General features: G+C 64.3%; 10 protein-coding genes. 8 read left to right on the top strand and 2 right to left on the bottom strand.

What is annotated here, in order from left to right; genetic code table 11:
* The first annotated feature begins 108 nt into the window (after positions 1-108).
* From scpA to B0E49_RS13895, 8 genes are all read left to right on the top strand, one after another.
* Positions 109-2,265 carry a methylmalonyl-CoA mutase gene (gene scpA, locus B0E49_RS13930; RefSeq protein WP_077562802.1) on the top strand — a complete coding sequence of 719 codons (2,157 nt, stop codon included), beginning with the start codon at positions 109-111 and terminating at the stop codon, positions 2,263-2,265.
* Positions 2,262-3,284, top strand: coding sequence for a methylmalonyl Co-A mutase-associated GTPase MeaB (gene meaB / locus B0E49_RS13925; RefSeq protein WP_077562801.1), 1,023 nt, complete (start codon positions 2,262-2,264; stop codon positions 3,282-3,284). The genes scpA and meaB overlap by 4 nt, the downstream gene beginning before the upstream one ends.
* 37 nt (positions 3,285-3,321) lie before the next feature.
* Positions 3,322-4,854: an acyl-CoA carboxylase subunit beta gene (locus tag B0E49_RS13920; RefSeq protein WP_077562800.1), complete on the top strand. Its 1,533-nt coding sequence runs from the start codon at positions 3,322-3,324 to the stop codon at positions 4,852-4,854.
* 364 nt (positions 4,855-5,218) lie between these two features.
* Positions 5,219-7,267 (top strand): acetyl-CoA carboxylase biotin carboxylase subunit, encoded by a 2,049-nt coding sequence (locus B0E49_RS13915; RefSeq protein ID WP_077562799.1) that lies wholly within the window; start codon positions 5,219-5,221, stop codon positions 7,265-7,267.
* A 31-nt stretch (positions 7,268-7,298) separates the two neighbouring features.
* On the top strand, positions 7,299-7,799 hold the full coding sequence (locus tag B0E49_RS13910) for a VOC family protein (protein ID WP_077562798.1): 501 nt from the start codon (positions 7,299-7,301) through the stop codon (positions 7,797-7,799).
* A gap of 106 nt (positions 7,800-7,905) precedes the next feature.
* Positions 7,906-9,762 (top strand): FAD-dependent oxidoreductase, encoded by a 1,857-nt coding sequence (locus tag B0E49_RS13905; protein ID WP_077562797.1) that lies wholly within the window; start codon positions 7,906-7,908, stop codon positions 9,760-9,762.
* Positions 9,759-11,615, top strand: a complete 1,857-nt coding sequence (locus B0E49_RS13900) for a 2-oxoacid:acceptor oxidoreductase subunit alpha (RefSeq protein ID WP_077562796.1) — start codon at positions 9,759-9,761, stop codon at positions 11,613-11,615. Before B0E49_RS13905 ends, B0E49_RS13900 begins: the two co-directional genes overlap by 4 nt.
* Positions 11,612-12,667: a 2-oxoacid:ferredoxin oxidoreductase subunit beta gene (locus B0E49_RS13895; protein ID WP_077562795.1), complete on the top strand. Its 1,056-nt coding sequence runs from the start codon at positions 11,612-11,614 to the stop codon at positions 12,665-12,667. Before B0E49_RS13900 ends, B0E49_RS13895 begins: the two co-directional genes overlap by 4 nt.
* On the opposite strand, the gene rsxB is transcribed toward B0E49_RS13895, so the two are convergent.
* Both rsxB and B0E49_RS13885 read right to left on the bottom strand, forming a co-directional pair.
* A complete protein-coding gene (gene rsxB, locus B0E49_RS13890) occupies positions 12,664-13,332 on the bottom strand; it encodes an electron transport complex subunit RsxB (protein ID WP_077562794.1) in 669 nt (222 codons plus the stop codon). The two genes, B0E49_RS13895 and rsxB, sit on opposite strands and share 4 nt — an antisense overlap.
* Positions 13,333-13,340: 8 nt before the next feature.
* Complete coding sequence (locus tag B0E49_RS13885) at positions 13,341-14,765, bottom strand: polyhydroxyalkanoate depolymerase (protein ID WP_077562836.1); 1,425 nt, start codon at positions 14,763-14,765, stop codon at positions 13,341-13,343.
* Positions 14,766-14,851 lie beyond the last annotated feature (86 nt).

Genomic DNA, 14,851 nt, shown 5'->3' with positions numbered 1-14,851 from the left:
CGGTGAATTGTAGGCTCAAATGGATATTCTGAATGAATAATTATAAATGATGTAAACTCGCTGCCGTACAAAAACCGACAATAGAACGACCACCGAGCGAGCCATGCCATGAGCCCAAAGTCCCCTGAATTCAAATCCGCCAATCTCGACGATTGGGCCAAGGCCGCCGCCAGATCCGCCCCCGGCGGCGACGTGGATGCCCTGAGCTGGCACACGCCGGACGGCATCAGCGTCAAGCCGCTGTACACCGCGCAGGACATCAAGGATCTGCCCTACACCGACACGCTGCCCGGCTTCGAGCCCTATATCCGCGGCCCGCAGGCCACGATGTACGCGGTGCGGCCCTGGACCATCCGCCAGTACGCGGGCTTCTCCACGGCCGAAGAATCGAATGCGTTCTACCGCAAGGCGCTGGCGGCAGGCGCTCAAGGCGTGTCGGTCGCGTTCGACCTGGCGACGCACCGCGGCTACGACTCCGACCATCCGCGCGTGACCGGCGACGTCGGCAAGGCCGGCGTGGCGATCGACAGCGTGGAGGACATGAAAATCCTGTTCGACCAGATCCCGCTGGACAAGGTATCGGTCTCCATGACCATGAACGGTGCCGTGCTGCCGGTGCTGGCCGGGTATGTGGTGGCAGCCGAAGAGCAGGGCGTGAGCCAGGACAAGCTCAGCGGCACCATCCAGAACGACATCCTCAAGGAGTTCATGGTCCGCAACACCTACATCTACCCGCCCGAACCGTCGATGCGCATCATCGGCGACATCATCGAGTACACGGCGCAGCACATGCCGAAGTTCAACTCGATTTCGATTTCGGGCTATCACATGCAGGAAGCCGGCGCGAACCAGGCGCTGGAGCTGGCCTTCACGCTGGCCGACGGCAAGGAGTATGTGAAGACCGCCATTGCCAAGGGCATGGACGTCGATGGCTTTGCCGGGCGCCTGTCCTTCTTCTGGGCCATCGGCATGAACTTCTATTTGGAAGTGGCCAAGATGCGTGCCGCGCGGCTCTTGTGGTGCCGCATCATGAAGGAATTCAACGCGAAGAGCCCCAAGAGCCTGATGCTGCGCACGCACTGCCAGACCAGCGGCTGGTCGCTCACCGAGCAGGACCCGTACAACAACGTGGTGCGCACCACCATCGAGGCGATGGCGGCCGTGTTCGGCGGCACGCAAAGCCTGCACACCAACAGTTTCGACGAGGCCATTGCGCTGCCGACCGAATTCAGCTCACGTATCGCGCGCAACACCCAGCTCATCATCCAGGAAGAGACGCACATCACCAACGTGGTGGACCCGTGGGCGGGCAGCTACATGATGGAAAAGCTCACGCAGGACATGGCCGATGCGGCCTGGAGCATCATCGAAGAGGTCGATGCCATGGGCGGCATGACGAAGGCCGTGGACAGCGGCTGGGCCAAGCTCAAGATCGAGGCCGCCGCGGCCGAGAAGCAGGCCCGCATCGATTCGGGCAAGGACGTGATCGTCGGCGTCAACAAGTACAGGCTCAAGACGGAAGACGCGATTGAGACCCGCGACATCGACAACGTGGCGGTGCGTGACGGGCAGATCACACGTTTGAAGAATGTCAAGCAAAATCGCGATGAAGCCCTTGTGCAGTCTGCACTGTCTGCTATCACTTCTGCAGCAGAGTCGGGCGCCGGCAATCTACTGGACCTGACGATCCGCGCGATGCGCCTGCGCGCCACGGTGGGCGAGGTCAGTGATGCGATGGAGAAAGTTTACGGGCGCCACCGCGCCGATACGCAAAAGGTGACCGGTGTGTATGCAGCCGCTTATGACTCGGCCGAAGGCTGGGACAAACTCAAGGCCGAAATTGATCAATTCGCCCAGGATCAGGGCCGGCGCCCGCGCGTGATGATCTCCAAACTGGGCCAGGACGGCCATGACCGCGGCGCCAAGGTCGTGGCCACGGCCTTTGCCGACCTCGGCTTCGACGTGGACATCGGCCCGCTGTTCCAGACGCCCGAAGAGTGCGCGCGCCAGGCGATCGAGAACGACGTGCATGCGGTGGGCGTCTCCACGCTGGCGGCCGGCCACAAGACGCTGGTGCCGGCCATCCTCGCCGAGCTCAAAAAGCAGGGCGCCGACGACATCATCGTGTTCGTCGGCGGCGTGATTCCGCGCCAGGATTACGAAATGCTGTACGAGGCGGGCGTCAAGGGCATCTACGGCCCCGGCACGCCGATTCCGGCCAGTGCCAAGGACGTGCTGGAGCAGATCAAGGCTGCATTGAAGTGAGCCAGAGCGCACTGGCGGATGCAGTGCTGCATGGCGGTGCCAGCGTGCAGCGCCGCGCCATCGCCAAGGCCATCACGCTGCTGGAATCCACCCGCGCCGACCACCGCGCGCAGGCCGACGAACTGCTCACGGCGCTGCTGCCGCACACCGGCAAGGCGTTCCGCCTGGGCATCAGCGGCGTGCCGGGCGTCGGCAAATCCACCTTCATCGAAGTGCTCGGCCTGTACCTGATCGAGCAAGGGCACCGCGTCGCCGTGCTCACCATCGACCCGTCGTCCACGGTGTCGGGCGGCTCCATCCTGGGCGACAAGACCCGCATGGAAAAGCTCTCGGTGCACGAGCGCGCCTACATCCGTCCGAGCCCGTCCAGCGGCACGCTGGGCGGCGTGGCCGAGAAAACGCGCGAGGCCATGCTGGTGTGCGAGGCCGCGGGCTACGACGTCGTCATCGTCGAGACCGTGGGCGTCGGACAAAGCGAGACGGCGGTGGCCAGCATGACCGACATGTTCGTGTTGATGCAGTTACCCAACGCCGGCGACGATCTGCAGGCCATCAAGAAGGGCGTGATGGAACTGGCCGACCTGGTGGTCATCAACAAGGCCGATCTGGATGCCGACGCCGCGCGCCGCGCGCAGGCGCAAATCATGTCGGCGATGCGCCTGTTTGGCCTGGTGAACCATGCGATGGGGCACGCCCAGGCGCAGGATCCCGACAAGCGGTGGCATCCCCAGGTGATCCAGCTCAGCGCGCTGCACGGCAAGGGCGTGGCCGAATTCTGGGCGGCGGTCACGCAGTACCAGGTGTTGCAGGGCGCCAACGGACGGCTGGCGGCGCGCCGGCAACAGCAGGCGCTGGCGTGGATGTGGGAGCGCATCGATGCGGGCCTGAAGCAGGCGTTCCGCCAGCATCCGCAGGTGCGCGAGCTGCTGCCGCAGCTGACCCGCGACGTCGCCGAAGGCCGGCTGGCGGCCTCCACTGCGGCGCGAAATCTGCTCGCAGCTCAGGACAGACGGGCGTGACCCACTATCAATATTGAAGCAACGACGAAAACTGACCATGCAAAACATCCTCGAACAACTCGAAGCCAAGCGCGAACTCGCGCGCCTGGGCGGTGGACAAAAGCGCATTGATTCTCAGCACAAAAAGGGCAAGCTCACGGCCCGCGAGCGGCTGGAACTGCTGCTCGATGAGGGCACGTTCGAGGAATGGGACATGTTCGTGGAGCACCGCTGCAGCGACTTCGGCATGGCCGACAACAAGATTCCGGGCGACGGCGTGGTCACCGGCTACGGCATGATCAACGGCCGCCTGGTGTTCGTGTTCAGCCAGGACTTCACCGTGTTCGGCGGTGCGCTGTCCGAGGCGCATGCCGAGAAGATCTGCAAGGTGATGGACCAGGCCATGAAGGTCGGCGCGCCCGTGATCGGCCTGAACGATTCGGGCGGCGCGCGCATCCAGGAAGGCGTGGCCTCGCTGGGCGGCTACGCCGACGTGTTCCAGCGCAACGTGATGGCCAGCGGCGTGGTGCCGCAAATCAGCATGATCATGGGGCCGTGCGCGGGCGGCGCCGTGTATTCGCCGGCCATGACCGATTTCATTTTCATGGTCAAGGACAGCTCGTACATGTTCGTCACGGGCCCCGAGGTGGTCAAGACCGTGACGCACGAGGAGGTTACCGCCGAAGAGCTGGGCGGTGCGATTTCGCACACCACCAAGAGCGGCGTGGCCGACCTGGCGTTCGAGAACGACGTGGAGGCGCTGCTGATGTTGCGGCGCCTGTACAACTACCTGCCACTCAGCAACCGCGAAAAAGCCCCGGTGCGCCTGAGCGGTGATCCGGCGGACCGTATGGAGGCTTCGCTCGACACGCTGGTGCCTGACAACCCCAACCAGCCCTACGACATGAAGGAGCTGATCACCAAGACCGTGGACGATGGCGACTTCTTCGAGCTGCAGCCCGAGTACGCGAAAAACATCCTCATCGGCTTCGGCCGCATGGAAGGGCAGACGGTGGGCATCGTGGCGAATCAGCCGCTGGTGCTGGCGGGCTGCCTGGACATCAAGAGTTCGATCAAGGCCGCGCGCTTCGTGCGCTTTTGTGATGCCTTCAACATTCCCGTGGTCACGTTTGTCGACGTGCCGGGCTTCATGCCGGGCACCGCGCAGGAGTACGGCGGCATCATCAAGCATGGCGCCAAGCTGCTGTTCGCCTACGCCGAATGCACGGTCCCGAAGATCACGGTGATCACGCGCAAGGCCTACGGCGGCGCCTACGATGTGATGAGCTCCAAGCACTTGCGCGGCGATGTCAACTTCGCCTGGCCCAACGCCGAAATTGCGGTGATGGGCGCGAAGGGTGCGGTGGAAATCATCTTCCGCGAGGACAAGAACGATCCTGTGAAACTCGCTGCACGCGAGGCGGAATACAAGGCGCGCTTTGCCAACCCGTTCGTGGCCGGCGCACGCGGCTTCATCGACGACGTGATCCTGCCGCACGAGACGCGCAAGCGCATCTGCCGTAGCCTGGTGATGCTGCGCGAGAAGAAGATCGAGAACCCGTGGCGCAAGCACGGCAACATTCCTTTGTGACCATGGACATGAAGAGCTTTCCTCTGCACAGCGTGTGTGCGAGCGGGCTGCCCGGGCACTTTGCTTCGTGTCCCCCGGCCTTCGGCCTCCTCCTTTACCTACGCAAAGCACCCAGGCAGCCCACTTTTGAAGCGACGACGGGGTCGGCTGGCCTGTGCAGGACTCCCTTCGCAGCAACGGGCGCGGTGTGTCTGCCGCAGCGAAGTAAAGGAGGAGCCCGCAGGGCGGGGGACATGAGCGAAGGCGGATACGCCGTGCACGTTGCGGGTTCAGACATCCGCCGTTGGAGGTCCGGCGCCGCCTTGGTGAGACTTCAAGCCACTGCGCAAAGCACACAAACTGATTCCCGAACAGGAGACTGCGAATGTTTACCAAAATACTGATTGCCAACCGCGGTGAAATTGCCTGCCGCGTGATCAAGACGGCCCGCAAGATGGGTATCAAAACGGTGGCGGTGTATTCCGACGCCGATGCGGGCGCGCGCCACGTGGCGCTGGCCGACGAGGCCGTCAACATCGGCCCGGCACCCAGCCGCGAGAGTTACCTGGTGGCGGACAGGATCATTGCCGCGTGCAAGCAGACCGGCGCGCAGGCGGTGCACCCGGGCTACGGGTTTTTGAGCGAGAACGCGGACTTTGCCAAACGGGTGGAGGAAGAGGGCATTGTTTTCATCGGCCCCAAGCACTATTCCATTGCCGCGATGGGCGACAAGATTGCGTCCAAGAAGCTGGCCAAGGAAGCCGGCGTGAACTGCATCCCCGGCGTCAACGAAGCGATTGAGACGGCAGAGCAGGCGGTCGGGATCGCCAAGGGCATTGGCTATCCCGTCATGATCAAGGCGTCGGCTGGCGGCGGCGGCAAGGGGCTGCGCGTGGCGTTCAACGACAAGGAGGCGTTCGAGGGCTTTACCAGTTGCCGCAACGAGGCACGCAACAGCTTTGGCGACGACCGCGTGTTCATCGAGAAGTTTGTCGAGGAGCCGCGCCACATCGAAATTCAGCTCATGGGCGATAGCCACGGCAACTGCGTCTACCTGAACGAGCGCGAATGCTCGATCCAGCGCCGGCATCAGAAGGTGATCGAGGAGGCGCCGTCGCCCTTCATCTCCGAGGCCACGCGCAAGGCCATGGGCGAGCAGGCGGTGGCATTGGCCCGCGCGGTCAAGTACCAGAGCGCCGGCACGGTGGAGTTCGTGGTTGGCAAGGACCAGAGCTTTTATTTCCTGGAGATGAACACGCGGCTGCAGGTCGAGCATCCGGTGACCGAGTGCATCACCGGGCTGGACCTGGTCGAGCTGATGATCCGCGTGGCGGCCGGCGAGACGCTGCCGCTGGCGCAAAAGGACGTGCAGCGCAACGGCTGGGCCATCGAGTGCCGCATCAACGCCGAAGACCCGTTCCGCGGCTTTCTGCCGAGCACGGGCCGGCTCGTGCGTTTCCAGCCGCCGAAGGAGACGATGTTTGCGGCCGACACGTCGCAGCTGTATGGCGTACGCGTCGACACTGGGGTGCGGGACGGCGGCGAGATCCCGATGTTCTACGACTCGATGATCGCCAAGCTCATCGTGCACGGCAAGGATCGCCTCGACGCCATTGCCAAGATGCGCGAGGCGCTGAACGGCTTTGTGATTCGCGGCGTCAGCAGCAACATCCCGTTCCAGGCGGCGCTGCTGGCGCATCCCAAGTTTGTCGCGGGTGATTTCAACACCGGCTTCATCGCCGAGCACTATGCCAGCGGTTTCCGGGCGGAAGAGGTGCCGCGCGACGACCCGAACTTCCTGGTGGCGCTGGCCGCGTTTGTGAACCGCCGCTATCGCGACCGCGCCAGCGGCATCAGCGGCCAGATGCAGGGCCATGAAGTGGCGGTGGGTGAGGAGTTTGTGGTGGTCACGCTGGGCCAGCAGGGGCACAACCTCACGAGTCCGGTGCAGGTCACGGACTTTGAAGGAAAAACAGGCTCCAGCCATGTCCAGGTGGGCGCAAGCAGCTATAGATTCTGTAGCAACTTCCGGCTCGGTTCGGTCCGCATTCGCGGCACCTGCAACGACCAGCCGTTCACGGCGCAGGTCGAGCGCGGCACGGGCAAGAACCCTCTGTCCATTCGCGTGGCGCACAGCGGCAGCCGCATCGACGCGCTGGTGCTGTCGCCGCGCGCGGCCGCGTTGTATGCGCTGATGCCTTACAAGGCGCCGCCCGACATGAGCCGCTACGTGCTCTCGCCCATGCCTGGGCTGCTGGTGGACGTGGCCGTGCAGCCGGGGCAGAAGGTGCAGGCGGGCGAGCGCGTGGCCGTGATCGAGGCCATGAAGATGGAAAACGTGCTGTTTGCGGTGGCCGACGGCGTGGTGGGCAAGGTGCTGGCGGCCAAGGGCGAAAGCCTGGCGGTGGACCAGCCGATCATCGAGTTTTCATGAGCGCATGCATGAACGCAAATTGGGAGTTCACATGAGTCAGCGTCCCTTCAAAGTCCTGGGCATCCAGCAAATCGCCATCGGCGGCCCCAGCAAGGAGCGCCTGCGCACCTTGTGGGTGGACATGTTCGGCCTGGAAATCACGGGCAATTTTGTCTCGGAGCGTGAGAACGTGGATGAAGATATCTGCGCCATGGGCACCGGCCCGTTCAAGGTCGAAGTGGATCTGATGCAGCCGCTGGACCCCGACAGGAAGCCGGCCGTCCACACTACACCGCTCAACCATGTCGGGCTCTGGATCGACGACCTGCCCGGCGCGGTGCAATGGCTCTCCAGCAAGGGCGTGCGCTTCGCGCCCGGCGGCATCCGCAAGGGCGCGGCGGGGTTCGACATCTGCTTCGTCCACCCCAAGGGCAACGACGAGTTGCCGATTGGCGGCGAGGGGGTTCTGATCGAACTGGTGCAGGCACCGCCCGAGGTGATCAGCGCCTTTTCCCGGCTGGCGCTCTCGAAGCCTGGAGCGTTTGACGTGTAAAGACCACGCTGCGGGATTCACCCGAGAACACTTTCAGGGCTGCGAGGCTTAGACTGTTATTACTAGTCACCATTTGTGCAGTGCACACCAGGGCAAGGAGACAGTTTTGCAGCCTACCGATATCGCGAATCCGTCCTATTTCCACAAGGTCGTCGATTGCCAGTGGGCCTGTCCGGCCCACACCCCCGTCCCTGAATACATCCGGCTGATCGGCCAGGGTCGCTACAGCGACGCCTACATGGTCAACTGGGTCTCCAACGTGTTTCCCGGCATCCTGGGGCGCACCTGCGACCGGCCCTGCGAGCCTGCCTGCCGGCGCGGCCGGGTCGAGGAAAGCAATGGCGAGCATCCGCAGCCGGTGGCGATCTGCCGGCTCAAGCGCGTGGCCGCCGACCACAAGGACGACGTGCGCGACCGCATGCCGATTCCGGTGGCGCCCGAGCTGCGCCGCAAGGGCAAGCGCATCGCCTGCATCGGCGCGGGACCGGCCTCGCTCACCGTGGCGCGCGACCTCGCGCCGCAGGGTTATCAGGTGACGGTGTTCGATACTGAGGCCAAGGCCGGTGGCTTCATGCGCACGCAGATTCCGCACTTTCGCCTGCCCGAGTCGGTGATCGACGAGGAGACCGGTTATGTGTTGAACCTGGGGGTGGACTTTCGCGGCGGCCAGCGCGTGGACTCCATGAACGAGCTGCTGGCGCAGGGCTTCGATGCGCTGTTCGTGGGCTGTGGCGCACCGCGCGGGCGCGATCTGCAACTGCCTGGCCGAACTGAGGCCGCCGCACAGATTCACATCGGCATCGACTGGCTGGCCTCGGTCTCGTTCGGTCACGTCACCCGCATCGGCAAGCGGGTGATCGTGCTGGGCGGCGGCAACACCGCGATGGACTGCTGCCGTTCGGCGCGCCGCCTCGGCGGCGAAGACGTGAAGGTGATCGTGCGCAGCGGCTTCGAGGAAATGAAGGCCTCGCCCTGGGAAAAGGAAGACGCGATGCACGAGGGCATCCCGATCATCAACTTCCACGTGCCCAAGGCCTTCGTGCACGAAGGCGGCAAGCTCACGGGCATGACATTCGAAGTGGTCAAGGCGGTGCGCGACGACAAGGGCCGGCGCCAGCTGGTGGCCACCGGCGAGCCCGACGTCGTCGTTGCCTGCGACGAGGTGCTGATCGCCGTAGGGCAGGAAAATTCGTTTCCGTGGATCGAGCGCGACTGTGGCATCGCCTTCGATGAGTGGGGCCTGCCGGTGCTCGACAAAAAAACCTTCCAGTCCAGCCTTGCGCAAGTGTTCTTCGGTGGCGACGCGGCGTTTGGTCCCAAGAACATCATCACCGCGGTGGCCCACGGGCACGAGGCGGCGGTGTCCATCGATCGGTTGCTGCATGGCGAGGACATCCGCCAGCGGCCTGCGCCGCACGTGAACCTGCTGTCACAGAAAATGGGCATCCACGAATGGAGCTACGACAACGCGATCTCGGGCGATGCGCGCTTCAAGGTGCCCTGGGCCAAGGCCGAGAAGGCGCTGGCCAACATCCGCGTGGAGGTGGAACTGGGCTTTGACGCCGCCACCGCCTTCAAGGAGGCCGAGCGCTGCCTGAACTGCGACGTGCAGACCGTGTTCACCGACGCCAGCTGCATCGAGTGCGACGCCTGCGTGGACATCTGCCCCATGGACTGCATCACCTTCACCGACAACGGCGAGGAGCACGATCTGCGCACGCGGCTCAAGGCGCCGGCACGCAACTCCACGCAGGACCTGTATGTGTCGGGACTGCTGAAAACCGGCCGGGTCATGATCAAGGACGAGGACGTCTGCCTGCACTGCGGCCTGTGCGCCGAGCGCTGTCCCACGGGCGCCTGGGACATGCAGAAGTATCTGCTCATGGAAACTTACGCGGGCGAACGAGCGCGTGATCGCAAGAGCACCAGAGTCGGGGCACAGCGCATGGAGGCCAGGGCATGAAGCGCATCGAATCGGTGAACGACTTTGTCGTCAAGTTCGCCAACGTCAACGGCTCGGGATCGGCCTCGGCCAACGAGCTGTTCGCCAAGGCCATTTTGCGCATGGGCGTGCCGGTCAGCCCGCGCAACATCTTCCCGAGCAACATCCAGGGCCTGCCCACCTGGTACGAGGCGCGCGTGTGCGAAAAAGGCTACCTCGGCCGGCGCGGCGGCGTGGACATGATGGTGGCGATGAACCCGCAAACCTGGGACGCCGATGTGGCCGAGGTCGACCCCGGCGGCTACCTGTTCTACGACAGCACGCGGCAATTGCCGCCCTCGAGCTTTCGCGAAGACCTGCATGTGATCGGCATGCCGCTCACCGCCATCTGCAACGCCACCTACGAGGACGCGCGCCAGCGCCAGCTGTTCAAGAACATCCTGTACGTGGGCGCGCTGTCGATGTTGCTGGGCATGGACGCGCAGGTCATCGAGACACTGTTTTCCGAGCAGTACCGCGGCAAGGAACGACTGCTCGAGTCCAACGTGCGCGCGCTGAATGCGGGCCGCGAGTTTGCGCGCGACCATCTGGACCCGATCGGATTGCAGGTGCGCGCTTCCAAGAAAGTCGGCGAACGCATCTTCGTGGACGGCAACAGCGCTGCGGCCCTGGGCTGCGTATACGGCGGCGCCACGGTGGCGGCCTGGTACCCGATCACGCCGTCGTCCTCTGTGGCCGAGGCGTTCCAGAAGTACTGCAGCAAGCTGCGCGTGGAGCCCTCCACCGGCATGAACAAATTCGCCATCGTCCAGGCCGAGGACGAGATTGCCTCCATCGGCATGGTGGTGGGGGCCGGGTGGAATGGGGCGCGCGCCTTCACCGCGACCTCGGGGCCGGGCGTGTCGCTGATGACCGAGTTCATCGGCCTGGCCTACTTTGCCGAGATCCCGGTCACCATCATCAACGTGCAGCGCGGCGGGCCGTCCACCGGCATGCCCACGCGCACGCAGCAGGCCGACCTGCTGTCGTGCGCCTATGCCTCGCACGGCGACACCAAGCACGTGCTGCTGTTTCCCGAAGACCCGCACGAATGCTTTGAACACGCGGCCGCCGCGCTGGACCTGGCCGACCGGCTGCAGACGCCGGTGTTCCTGATGACCGACCTGGACATCGGCATGAACCAGCGCCTGTGCGAGCCGCTTCAATGGGACGATGCGCGCCAGTACGACCGCGGCAAGGTGATGACGGCCGAAGAACTGGAAGCAGGCAAGGATTTTGGCCGCTACAAGGACGTGGACGGCGACGGTATTCCCTGGCGCACGCTGCCCGGTACGCATCCGACCCGGGGCAGCTACTTCACGCGCGGTACCACACGCGATCCGTACGCCCGCTACTCCGAGCGTGGGCCGGACTACATTTACAACGTGCAGCGCCTGCTCAAGAAGTTCGAGACCGCCGCCACGCTGGTGCCACAGCCGGTGCTGCGCAAGGCGGCGCGCAAGACGCGGCTTGGCGTCATTTACTTCGGCTCCACCTCGCCCGCGATGAACGAGGCGCTGGATTCATTGACGGAGGTGGGCATCCACCTGGACGCACTGCGCCTGCGCGCCTTCCCGTTCCCCGAGAGCGTGGCGCAGTTCCTGGCCGAGCACGAGTCCGTGTTCGTGGTCGAGCAGAACCGCGACGCCCAGATGCGCAGCCTGCTGGTGAATGAGCTGGAGGTGGATCCATCGCGCCTGGTGCGCGTGCTGCACTACGACGGCACGCCGATCACGGCGCGCTTCATCACCGAAGCCATCACCGACCACGTGCACGCCGAGGCGAGCACGCCCAAGCGCAAGGCGCGAAGCACCGTCCAGGAGCAAGCCGTATGACTTACCTCGCCAAACCCCGCATGCACCATCCCGCGTTGCAGACCAACAAGGTCGGCTACACCCGGCGCGACTACGAAGGCAAGGTTTCCACGCTGTGCGCGGGCTGCGGCCACGACTCGATCTCGGCGGCCATCATCCAGGCCTGCTGGGAGCTCGACATCGAGCCGCACCGCGTGGCCAAGCTCTCGGGCATCGGCTGCAGCTCCAAGACGCCGGATTATTTTCTGGGTGCCTCGCACGGCTTCAACACCGTGCACGGGCGCATGCCCTCGGTGCTGACCGGCGCCAACCTGGCCAACCGCGACCTGCTGTACCTGGGTGTCTCGGGCGACGGCGACTCGGCCTCGATCGGCCTGGGGCAGTTCGCCCATGCCATGCGGCGCGGCGTGAACATGGTCTACATCGTGGAAAACAACGGTGTGTATGGGCTGACCAAGGGGCAATTTTCCGCCACGGCCGACCGCGGCTCCAAAAGCAAGAAGGGCGCGATCAACCGCGACAGCCCCGTCGACTTGATCGGCATGGCACTGCAGCTCGGCGCCACCTACGTGGCGCGCAGCTTTTCGGGCGACAAGGCGCAACTGGTGCCGCTGATCAAGGGCGCCATCGGCCACGGCGGCGCGGCCTTCATCGACGTCATCAGCCCCTGCGTGGCGTTCAACAACCACGCGGGCAGCACCAAGAGCTACGACTATGTGCGCGAGCACAACGAGGCCGTGAACCGCATCGACTTCATCACGCCGCGCAACGAAATCACCACCGACTACGCGCCGGGCGAGGTGGTGGAGGTGCTGCAGCATGACGGATTGACGCTGCGCCTGCGCAAGCTGCACGAGGGTTACGATCCGACCGACCGGCTGGCTGCGATGAACCATGTGCAGATACACCAGGCGCGCGGCGAGGTGGTCACGGGCCTGCTCTACGTGGACCCGGATGCCAGCGACCTGCACGCGGCGCTCAACACCGGTGCCGCGCCACTCAACGCGCTGGGGCGCGAGGACCTTTGCCCGGGCGCCCAGGCGCTGGCAGGCCTGAACGCGGCGCTGCGTTAGTTTCTACCGGATGCGTCGCCGCGGCGCGCGCGTGCACGGGCCAGCGCCGCTTCAATCACGGTGCGCTTTGGGGCGAGTGCCTCCGGGTCGGTGATCTGCGAGTGGGCGGGCAGGTCGGCCAGTTTGGCCTGGGCTTTTTCTTCGAGCCTTTTATCGTTCTCGCCCTGGTCCCTGCTTCTCCTGACGCCATGAAACTCGTAGCGTTCGCGGGCTTCGTCGGCCTGGGCTTGTGACCACGCGTCCCAGCCGGTGCGCTCTTGCGTGACGTTCTCCAGGCTGATGCAGTCCACCGGGCAGACCGGAACGCACAGCTCGCAGCCGGTGCAGTAAGGCTCGATCACGGTATGCATCAGCTTGTTGCTGCCGATGATGGCGTCGGTCGGGCAGGCGGCAATGCACAGGGTGCAGCCGATGCACCAGTCCTCGTCGATGACGGCGACCGTGCGCGGGGCCTCGAGCCCATTCGCGGGATTCAGCGGCCGCACGGGCCGTCCGGTCAGGCGGGCGAGCCGGGCAACGCCCTCGGCGCCGCCGGGCGGGCACTGGTTGATTTCTGCTTTGCCGCTGGCAATGGCCTGGGCATAGCCAGCGCAATCCGGGTAACCGCAGCGCGTGCACTGGGTTTGGGGCAGGACGGCATTGATGCGGGCGGCCAGCGCATCCACGGACGAACCTACTTCTTGCGCGCGACTTTTGTGGTCGTTGTTTTGGCGACCGGTTTGCTGAGCGCTTTGACGGACTTGCTGGCACTCGTTTTGAGGTGGGCCGCCGCGTGCGTTGCAGCGTGTACTACTGGCTTTGTAGCAGCTTCTTCAGCTTTGATAACGGCTTTGGCGGCATGGTGCTCAAGAATAAAGCGCTTGACCTCGGGGTACACCACCTCGCGCCAGCGCCGGCCGCTGAAAATGCCGTAGTGGCCTGCGCCCTTGGCCTCCAGATGGCGTTGCTGCGATGCGGGCACGCCAGTGCACAGCTCATGCACGGCCCGGGTTTGGCCCAAACCGGAAATATCGTCGAGCTCGCCCTCGACGGAAAGCAGGGCGGTGGTCTTGATGTCCTGGGGCCGAACACGCTCGGTCTTGCCGTCCACGCCCTTCACGTCCCAGGTTCCGTTGACGAGGCAGAAATCCTGAAACACCACCCGGATGGTCTCGAGGTAGTAGTCGGCGTCCATGTCGAGCACGGCGTTGTATTCGTCGTAGAACTTGCGGTGCGCTTCCGTGCTGACGTCATCGCCCTTGAGCAGGTCGTTGAAATAGTCGTAATGGCTGCGGGCGTGGTTGCTCGGGTTCATGGCAACAAAGCCGGTGTGCTGCAAAAAGCCCGGGTAAACGCGCCGCCCGGCGCCAGGATAGTTGCTGGGCACGCGGTAAATCACGTTGTTCTTGAACCAGTCGTGGCTCTTGTTGGTCGCCAGGTTGTTGACCGAGGTGGGCATCTTGCGCGCGTCGATCGGCCCGCCCATCATGGTCATGGTCAGGGGCGTGGTCTCGCCGCGGCTGGCCATCAGCGAGACGGCTGCCAGCACCGGCACGGTGGGCTGGCACACGCTCACGACGTGGCAGTTGCCGTAGCGCGCCTGCAGATGACGGATGAATTCCTGCACATAGTTGACATAGTCGTCGAGGTGGAATTCACCTTCGGACAGGGGCACCAGCCGGGCATTTTTCCAGTCGGTGATGTAGACCTTGTGGTCCTTGAGCATGGTCTTGACGGTGTCGCGCAGGAGCGTGGCATGGTGACCCGACAGCGGGGCCACGATCAGCACCGCAGGCTGGCCCTTGAGCTTGGTCAGCGTCTCTGGGTCGTCGGTGAAGCGCTTGAAGCGGCGCAGTTCGCAAAACGGCTTGTCGATTTCGACGCGCTCGTGGATGGCCACATCAATGCCGTCCACCGGGACGGTTTGCAGGCCAAACACCGGTTTTTCGTAATCCTTGCCCAGGCGGTAGAGCAGGCCGAATCCGGCCGAGACGCGTTGTGCGAAGGGATTCTGGCCCAGCGGCGACAGCGGGTTGCCGTACATCTTGGCGGCAGCCTGCGCAAAGTCGGCGAAAGGCTCCATCAGTGAGCGCTGGGTTTCGTAGATTTGGTACATCATGCTGAACATCTACTTTCGTTATATGTTGCAACGCAATATACCAGTTGTCCGACAAGCTGTCGTGGAGAGCAACCCCCAATTTCCAC

Source organism: Polaromonas sp. C04 (assembly GCF_002002705.1).
Lineage (GTDB): Bacteria > Pseudomonadota > Gammaproteobacteria > Burkholderiales > Burkholderiaceae_C > Rhodoferax_A.
Note: the sequence above shows the minus strand (reverse complement) of the source record. Positions and strands in the feature narration are given on the sequence as shown.

Coding starts and splice junctions, on each gene's coding strand:
- scpA (WP_077562802.1), top strand. CDS start 109: ATGAGCCCAAAGTCCCCTGAATTCAAATCCGCCAATCTCGACGATTGG.
- B0E49_RS13920 (WP_077562800.1), top strand. CDS start 3,322: ATGCAAAACATCCTCGAACAACTCGAAGCCAAGCGCGAACTCGCGCGC.
- B0E49_RS13915 (WP_077562799.1), top strand. CDS start 5,219: ATGTTTACCAAAATACTGATTGCCAACCGCGGTGAAATTGCCTGCCGC.
- B0E49_RS13910 (WP_077562798.1), top strand. CDS start 7,299: ATGAGTCAGCGTCCCTTCAAAGTCCTGGGCATCCAGCAAATCGCCATC.
- B0E49_RS13900 (WP_077562796.1), top strand. CDS start 9,759: ATGAAGCGCATCGAATCGGTGAACGACTTTGTCGTCAAGTTCGCCAAC.
- B0E49_RS13895 (WP_077562795.1), top strand. CDS start 11,612: ATGACTTACCTCGCCAAACCCCGCATGCACCATCCCGCGTTGCAGACC.
- B0E49_RS13885 (WP_077562836.1), bottom strand. CDS start 14,765: ATGATGTACCAAATCTACGAAACCCAGCGCTCACTGATGGAGCCTTTC.